Annotated in this window: 1 rRNA gene; it reads left to right on the top strand. The window is 44.9% G+C overall.

From position 1 onward, the window contains the following. Positions 1-105: ribosomal RNA gene (locus tag Q8X48_RS29840) — 16S ribosomal RNA — on the top strand; the annotation flags it as partial. Positions 106-479: the final 374 nt, after the last annotated feature.

Raw genomic sequence — 479 nt, 5'->3', positions numbered from 1 at the left:
GCTAGTCTAACCTTCGGGAGGACGGTTACCACGGTGTGATTCATGACTGGGGTGAAGTCGTAACAAGGTAGCCGTAGGGGAACCTGCGGCTGGATCACCTCCTTAATCGACGACTCAGCTGCTCCATGAGCTCCCACACGAATTGCTTGATTCATTGAAGAAGACGAGAGGCCAGCCTTTAAGGTGGTCTGTTTCGTTAGAGTTTAGAAATGAGTATTCCAGCGTGAATATTGATTTCTAGTCTTTGACTAGTTCGTTCTTTAAAAATCTGGGTATGTGATAGAAAGATAGACTGAACGTTACTTTCACTGGTAACGGATCAGGCTAAGGTAAAATTTGTGAGTTCTCTTAATTGAGAAATTCGAATTTTCGGCGAATGTCGTCTTCATAGTATAACCAGATTGCTTGGGGTTATATGGTCAAGTGAAGAAGCGCATACGGTGGATGCCTTGGCAGTCAGAGGCGATGAAAGACGTGGT

Origin of the sequence: Pseudomonas sp. QLc11A (assembly GCF_052112305.1) — a bacterium.
In the GTDB taxonomy this organism is placed as follows: domain Bacteria; phylum Pseudomonadota; class Gammaproteobacteria; order Pseudomonadales; family Pseudomonadaceae; genus Aquipseudomonas; species Aquipseudomonas laurylsulfatiphila.
This window is presented reverse-complemented; position numbering and strand designations above follow the sequence as displayed.